Source organism: Mesorhizobium sp. M1423 (assembly GCF_040317575.1).
Taxonomy (GTDB): domain Bacteria; phylum Pseudomonadota; class Alphaproteobacteria; order Rhizobiales; family Rhizobiaceae; genus Mesorhizobium.
Map to the genome: position 1 here is coordinate 1 of NZ_JAMYKU010000063.1, position 6,765 is coordinate 6,765.

The 6,765-nt window shown below is 58.8% G+C and carries 5 protein-coding genes and 1 pseudogene; 4 read left to right on the forward strand and 2 right to left on the reverse strand.

Annotation, left to right across the window (positions count from 1 at the left end; genetic code table 11):
* Positions 1-1,591: pseudogene (locus NKG95_RS33840) on the reverse strand (hypothetical protein); the annotation flags it as partial.
* Between the two features lie 560 nt (positions 1,592-2,151).
* Here NKG95_RS33840 and NKG95_RS33845 point away from each other — a divergent pair.
* Genes NKG95_RS33845 through terL form a run of 3 tightly spaced genes read left to right on the forward strand, consistent with a single transcriptional unit; the run spans position 2,152 to position 5,529 of the window.
* Complete coding sequence (locus tag NKG95_RS33845) at positions 2,152-3,552, forward strand: site-specific DNA-methyltransferase (RefSeq protein WP_352914065.1); 1,401 nt, start codon at positions 2,152-2,154, stop codon at positions 3,550-3,552.
* Positions 3,549-4,115, forward strand: a complete 567-nt coding sequence (locus tag NKG95_RS33850; protein WP_353043827.1) for a DUF5681 domain-containing protein — start codon at positions 3,549-3,551, stop codon at positions 4,113-4,115. Before NKG95_RS33845 ends, NKG95_RS33850 begins: the two co-directional genes overlap by 4 nt.
* Positions 4,108-5,529, forward strand: coding sequence for a phage terminase large subunit (terL, locus tag NKG95_RS33855; protein WP_353043828.1), 1,422 nt, complete (start codon positions 4,108-4,110; stop codon positions 5,527-5,529). Before NKG95_RS33850 ends, terL begins: the two co-directional genes overlap by 8 nt.
* 99 nt (positions 5,530-5,628) lie before the next feature.
* Here the strand turns inward: terL and NKG95_RS33860 are convergent, their stop codons facing one another.
* Entirely contained in the window at positions 5,629-5,853 is a 225-nt protein-coding gene (locus NKG95_RS33860) for a helix-turn-helix domain-containing protein (protein ID WP_353043829.1), read from the reverse strand.
* 136 nt (positions 5,854-5,989) lie between these two features.
* Here NKG95_RS33860 and NKG95_RS33865 point away from each other — a divergent pair, with 136 nt between their 5' ends.
* Positions 5,990-6,577 (forward strand): GIY-YIG nuclease family protein, encoded by a 588-nt coding sequence (locus NKG95_RS33865; protein ID WP_353043830.1) that lies wholly within the window; start codon positions 5,990-5,992, stop codon positions 6,575-6,577.
* The last annotated feature ends 188 nt before the right edge of the window (positions 6,578-6,765 follow it).

Consider the following 6,765-nt stretch of genomic DNA (forward strand, 5'->3'; position numbering starts at 1 on the left):
GGCCAGGATCCGAGAAAAAGATCGGTTTGGGTGGGGGCTGTTGGTTTGGGTCGCTTGGGTCCGGTGGTGGCGGGGACTCCGAGGGCGACTTGATACGCAGAAATACGGTCTTATTGTCTGCTGGAATTCCCCCAGCACCAAACTTGATGATACGCTTGTAGACGTTGGTCGTTATTGTCTGCCCGGACATCGTCGTTTCGGTATAGTCCCCGAAGACCTCGTCGCGGCCGTCGAAATCAAGGTCGCCGACTTCTTTCGGATTGCCATAGCTCGGCGGAAAAAGGCCGGCCTGCGTATGCTCGTAGAGCTGCGCATTGACGGTGCTGTAGTTTCCATCGGTGTTCTGATAGGTCATCTGGCCGAGCAGCTTTGCGGTGCCGCCGGAGATGGTGCCGTCGGCGGCGATGGCCGCATCGGTGCCGTAGCGGGTGACGGCAGTCAGGCGCGAGACGTTGGAGAACGGCGCCTGGTCGTAGGTCAGCTTGTAGGCGTTGCGCAGCGCTGTGCCGACCTTGACCGAGATCGCCTTGATGCGCTGGCTGGTTTCGGAGATGTCGCGGCCATTGCCCATCAGGATCAGGTCGGGCCGCGTCTCAACATAGAATTTTACGACCGTGCCGTAGTAGCTGATCGTATCGGGATAGCAGACCGGGCTCGCCGGACAGGTGTAGCTATAGGTGACAGTGTTGCCGTTGGTGTCGGTGACCGAGGTCAGCAGCCAGCGGTAGCTTTGAGCCAGATCATAGGCCGGCGTGCCGGCAGTCGGCGTCAGGTTGGCGACGGCCGCCACCGAGCGGAAGGTCGAGACGGTGCCGTCGCGATCCGTCACCTTCCATTCATTGGTGGTGCTGTTCAGGCCAATGCGGCGATAGGATTCATTCTCCGTCGCATGGGTGCCGCCGGTCGCGCACGATGGTGACGCCATGCCTGCCACGCAGGCGACCATCGCCTGGCCGTCGAGCAGGTAGATATCGCCCGTGGTAAAGGCCGGCATGCCATAACCGGGGCTTGCCCGCTCGATGACGTCAAAGCCGCCAAGACCCCAGGCATAGCCAAGCCAGCCCTGGTAGAGGCCGCCGGTCTTGGTCCTGCGCGAAGACTCGTAGGTGAGTGCGATGGACGGCTCGATGCCATGAAAGTCCGGGACATCGATGCCGATGACATAGCCAAGATTGCCATTGCCTGAGCTCTTCGGCAGATCCACCTTCGGCGTGCCGATCGCCTCCGGATCGCTCTCGGTGGTCGTCTCGGTCGCTACCGCTGCTGGTTCCTCGGGTGCCGCCTCGCCGTCGGTCGGTTGATCTGTCGTTCCTGCCTCGGCCGCCGCGTCCGGAGCCGCGGCCGCAGGCGCAGCCTCTCCCGTCGCACTTGCTGGGGGCGTTCCGCCCGCATCATCCGTGCCGGAGCCTGATCCCAGCGCTGCCCCGTCATTGCCAAGGCCCCCGCTCGCGCCAGTATCTGGCGAAGTCCCTTGCGCCTCCTGCGCAAAAGCCGCCATTCCTGCGGAGCTTCTAATATAAGAGACGAAAGATGTATCTACGCCGAAGACGCCGGCGGCAAGAAATGCCGCACCAACAAGCAACTTGTTCATGATTCCCCCGAGCCCAAGTTGCTTACTTCTACTCAGCCGGAGCCAAACGAATACGACACCAAGTCATCACAATGGGAATATCCACAGGGAAATTTTGTGGGGCAGACCCGATGGCCGGATGCATTAGCAAACGGATCGCTGCTATGGACACCCACTTCTCGCAGCCTGCGGCGGCGTGATCCTTCGGGTGGTTCCAGTCCGCATATTATGCGACATTTGTGGCCGCTCTGTTCGACAGATGGCCCATCGGTCCCAAGTTCCAGACTGCATATTATGCGACCGCCACCTTCTAGATACCCTGCCATTCGCTGCTGGCATCAAAGCTCTTGCAAGGGCGGCCATGGCAATATACCTCTTAACTCACCTACTCTTTGACCGGTTGCGGCACAGGAAGTGCAATGCGCTTGGGCGGGATGCCCATACCGATAGCCAAGAGCTAGTCAGTCTTTGAGCGGGATGCTTTAGACGCTGCGTGTCGGAGGGGATCTCCCCGCGGTCTTCCAAATCCTTGATGTCATAGCTCGCTTCGCGGGCCTAGTTGGATTCAGACGGAGGACGAATTGCGTCATTTTCGCACCGAAATGCGTGATCCGCGCACGCTAAAACCGAATGCGGGCAATGCTCGCAGCCACCCGAAGAAACAGGTCAGGCAGATCGCCAACAGCATCTTGAAATTTGATTTCATTGGACATGCTGTCATCGACGGAGAAGGAAACATCCTTGCAGGTCACGCCCGTGTCGAAGCGGCTATCCTCGCCGGACTTGCGTTCGTACCTTGCCTCATCGTCGATCACCTAACCGAGGCGCAGAAACGCGCATTCGTTTTGGCCGATAACAAACTGACGCTGAACGCCACCTGGGATGAGGAAAAGCTCAGCATCGCTCTGAGCGAAATCCTTGAGATTGATGTGAACTTCGATCTGAGCCTGACAGGATTTGACGCCCACGAAGTCGACAGGCTCAGCGTCGAGTTCGCGCCCGAAGACCAAACCAACTCGCCAAAAGACGACAAGCTTCCCGAAATCGAGGCGGACGAGCCCGCGGTTACGCGCGAGGGTGATATCTGGCTTTGTCGTGGGCACCGCCTTATCTGCGGCAATGCTCTGCATCGCGAAGTTTATGAAAGCCTGTTGGGCGCTGAACCGGCCCAAATGGTGATCACCGACCCTCCCTTTAATGTTCCGATTCAGGGGCACGCTGGCGGATCCGGCAAGATCAAGCAGCGCGAATTCGCCATGGCTGCCGGCGAGATGTCGGCAGTCGAATTCCAAGCTTTCCTGTTGGCAGCGTTCCGATTGCTTGTTGCATTCTCCATGAATGGCTCGATCCATTTTGTCTTTATGGATTGGCGCCACCTCGCCGAGATCACCGCAGCCGGCGCACAAGCCTACTCCGAGCTAAAAAACCTGATCGTATGGGCAAAGGACAATGGCGGTATGGGCACCTTCTATCGCTCGCGCCACGAACTGGTCTTTCCCTTCAAGAACGGTACGGCGCCGCATATCAACAATTTCGAGCTGGGACAGCATGGACGCTATCGTACAAATGTCTGGGAATACCGTGGGCTCAATACTGGCGGCAAAGACCGGCAGGAAGAGCTAAAACTTCATCCGACAGTCAAGCCCGTCAAGATGCTTGCCGACGCCATGCTCGACTGCTCCAAGAAGGGCGGCATTGTCCTTGACGCTTTCGGCGGCTCCGGCTCGACGATGATCGCCGCGGAAAAAACCGGCCGCTGCGCGCGTCTCATCGAACTGGACCCCATCTATGTCGACTGCAGCATCCGCCGATGGCAGGCCTACACTGGCGAGGATGCCATCCATGCGGAGACCGGAGAGACATTCAACGAGCGCACCGCCGCATTTGAACGGGCCCGTTTGATCGCTTCGGTTGTCACCATCCCCTACCCGGATCGCCCAAACATTCGCCGCGTCAACTTCGGGATGGGAGGCCAGCCATGAGCCGCGGTAAACCACCCAGGCGGTCAAAGACGTCTGGTGGCTACGATGTCGGTTACGGAAAACCGCCGCCGAGCCACCAGTTCAAACCGGGAAGATCCGGCAACCTTAGGGGCCGGCCCAAAGGCAGCAAAAACGTCGTCACCGACCTTAGGGACGTCTTCTTTTCCCCGGTGACGCTGACGTTGCCGAACGGCAAATCGCAAAGAATGCCGGTCTGGAAGGCCGGCCTTTGGAAACAGGCGGCAAAGGCGGCGCAAGGCGATCAGCGTTCTTTCCAAGCGATGATGCAGTTGCTGGACAAATACGGCGTTTTGCCGATCGAAGTGCCGGATGACGCCGAAGACTTGACCCCCACAGATGCCGCAGCCCTCGAGGACCTCTTTGCCAGGATGGCCGAAGGCAAAGGCATCGATCTCAAGGCCCTGACAGCCCCTCCTGCTGCCGCCGACAGCCATTCTGAATTGGGTACCAATGTTCGTCGCGTTGATTTTAGCTTGATGGACAAGGCCGCATATCAGGCTCTGCAGGCCGCCTCTCGTCTTAGGAGGAGCGGCCGTGGCTGACAGGTCAAAAGAAACAAATGCAGCAGCCCTTCTCAACACAGGGGCGCGGGCCGATTTCTACACGTTCGTCAGAAAGGTCTTTCAGCTCGTTGCGCCCGGTGAAGAGTTCGTTCCCAATTGGCATATCGATGCAATGTGCTTCGCGGTAATGGATTTCCTCGCCGGGACCGAAAGGCGGCTGGTCGTCAACGTCCCTCCCCGCTCCTTGAAATCCATCATCCTTTCTGTGGCTCTGCCGGCATTTCTCCTCGGCCACGATCCGACCAAGAAGATCGTCTGCATCTCGTACGCAGGGGGCCTGTCAGATACCCATGCTCGCTATACGCGGCTGGTCATGGAATCGGACTGGTATCGCCGCCTATTCCCCAACGCCCGAATTTCCCGCAATCCCGCCGAAGGCATTTTTACGACGGCCCAGGGTTTTCGCAGGTCCACGACGGTCGGGGGAACGCTGACAGGTCTCGGCGGCAACATCTTCATCGTCGACGACCCCATCAAACCGGAAGACGCGTTGTCAGCGGCAATAAGCGATTCGACAAACGCATTCTTCGGATCGACCCTGGCATCACGTGCCGATGACAAGCGAAAGGCCAAAACCATCCTGGTGATGCAACGCCTTCACGTGGACGATCCCTCTGCCCTGTTTCTTGCCAAGACCGGAACGCGGCACCTTTGTCTGCCGGCTATCGCTGACCACGACCAGACGTTCCCATTGAGTTTCGGGCGCTCCCACCTTTGGAAGGCCGGCGAGCCGTTGCAGGCGGTGCGCGAACCCCTGAAAATTCTGGCGGAACGCCGCGAAGACATGCCGGAGGCGATTTTCTCCGCGCAATACCTTCAGGCGCCGGTGCCAATCGACGGCGGCATGATCAAATGGTCCTGGTTCGGCACCTACAGTGAAACGCCAACGTATCAGCCTGGCGATCAGTACCTCTTGAGCTGGGACACCGGCATGGCCGACACGGCCTCCGCCGACTATTCCGTCTGCACGGTCATACTGGTGCGCAGGGAGCAGTATTTTGTCCTCGACGTCATCCGCGAACGCTTGGTCTACCCTCACCTCAAGCGAAAACTCCATGAACAGCGCAAAAAATATCCGACCGCCAGCATTTTGATGGAAAAGAAGGTGTCGGGCTTCTCTGTCGTGCAAGAGCTACAGCATGAGGGTATCGGTGTTATTGCCATTACGCCGAAGGATCCAAAGATGGTGCGCATCTCGCTCGCGTCTGCCGCCATCGAGGCCGGCCAAGTCTTCCTCCCCAAATATGCCCGCTGGCTGGGCGAGTTCGAGACCGAATGCAAGGCATTTCCGAACGGTCGGCACGATGACCAGCTCGACTCGCTGGCGCAGGCCATAAACTGGCACCAGGGGCGCCTGCGGCAATCCGGCCATACCCTGTTCGGTTCCTACTAAATCTAGGCTGCTTGGCATTTCCGATCGAGCCAGCCGGCCTGAGCCGTGCGGCCTCGGGCCGGTTGAATTGAAGGCCGGCCGACCTCTCAGTGCTACTGCCTATGGCTGGCGCGGCGAGTTCCGCTTAAATAGCTCGGCTATATCGACCTTCAATGCCTTTGCAATTCGTTCCAGAAGGTCGATCGAAGGATTGCGCTTGCTGCCTTCGAGCTGGCTCAGATACGTCTGATGCACGTTAGCGCGCTCGCCAAGCTCCTCCTGCGAGAGGTCTCTTTCGCGTCGTAAACGCTGAACGTTAACTGCAACTCTCTTTCGAGCCTCCATGCGGCCAGAAGGGCGGTCGCATTGGCAATCTTTCCATAGACGATAAGTAATAATCGAGCATTGGTGTCACCACCGGCTCGATCAGCACCCGCCTGACCTGTCGGCTGATCCAAGCGGGAAAGCGACGGGCTGCATTATGGCTAATAATCCATATGACAATTTCGACACTCTGCTTCATCCCCAGCGTCTCATCCCAGCACGTGAGGTGCTCGCCGACCGTTCGCTTATTCCTGACGAACGCGGCGTCTACGGTTGGTGGTTCAATTGCGGTCTTCCGGGCGTTCCACTCGACGGTACTTTGCGTAGCGGTGAGCACCACCTTCTGTATGTCGGCATTGCGCCGCGTGCACCGAGCAAGGCAGGATCGGAAAGTGCCAGTACATTGCAAAGACGCATTTGCCGCAACCATCTCGGCAATCGAATAGCAAGTTCGACCCTGCGCCGCTCCCTCGCCTGGCTGCTCAAGGCACCTCTGCAGTTTCAAATATCGTGGAACGCAGCCGGCAAAGCCATCATGTCCCGCGAGGATGAGGATCGTTTGACTGGTTGGATGGCAGTGCACGCAGCGATGAGCTTCGTTCGCGCCGAAGAGCCCTGGCAGATCGAAACCAAGCTCATCACCGAGGGACCAAAGCTGCCGCTCAACATCAGGGATTCGGCGCATCCATTTCGTCAGCGCCTTCTAACGCTCCGTTCGGGCAAAGCGAGTTCCACTGACCTCTAACGTATGCGGAGAACGCGCCAGAAGCGGTCGTCCGCAGGCAGCTCTCGAACGACTGTAGTGGGGCCGGTTCCAGACTGTCCGCTTCAGGCACCGAGAGTGGGATAGCTGATGGGGTGGACGCCCCCCGACGGCATCGCTGTGCCAGAATGGAGTGTTGCAACCATTCGAAGGGAGGCGTCCGTGCCTGA

Excerpts from the sequence above, each read along its gene's own strand:
- NKG95_RS33850 (WP_353043827.1), top strand. The coding sequence starts at position 3,549 with ATGAGCCGCGGTAAACCACCCAGGCGGTCAAAGACGTCTGGTGGCTAC.
- NKG95_RS33860 (WP_353043829.1), bottom strand. The coding sequence starts at position 5,853 with ATGGAGGCTCGAAAGAGAGTTGCAGTTAACGTTCAGCGTTTACGACGC.
- NKG95_RS33865 (WP_353043830.1), top strand. The coding sequence starts at position 5,990 with ATGGCTAATAATCCATATGACAATTTCGACACTCTGCTTCATCCCCAG.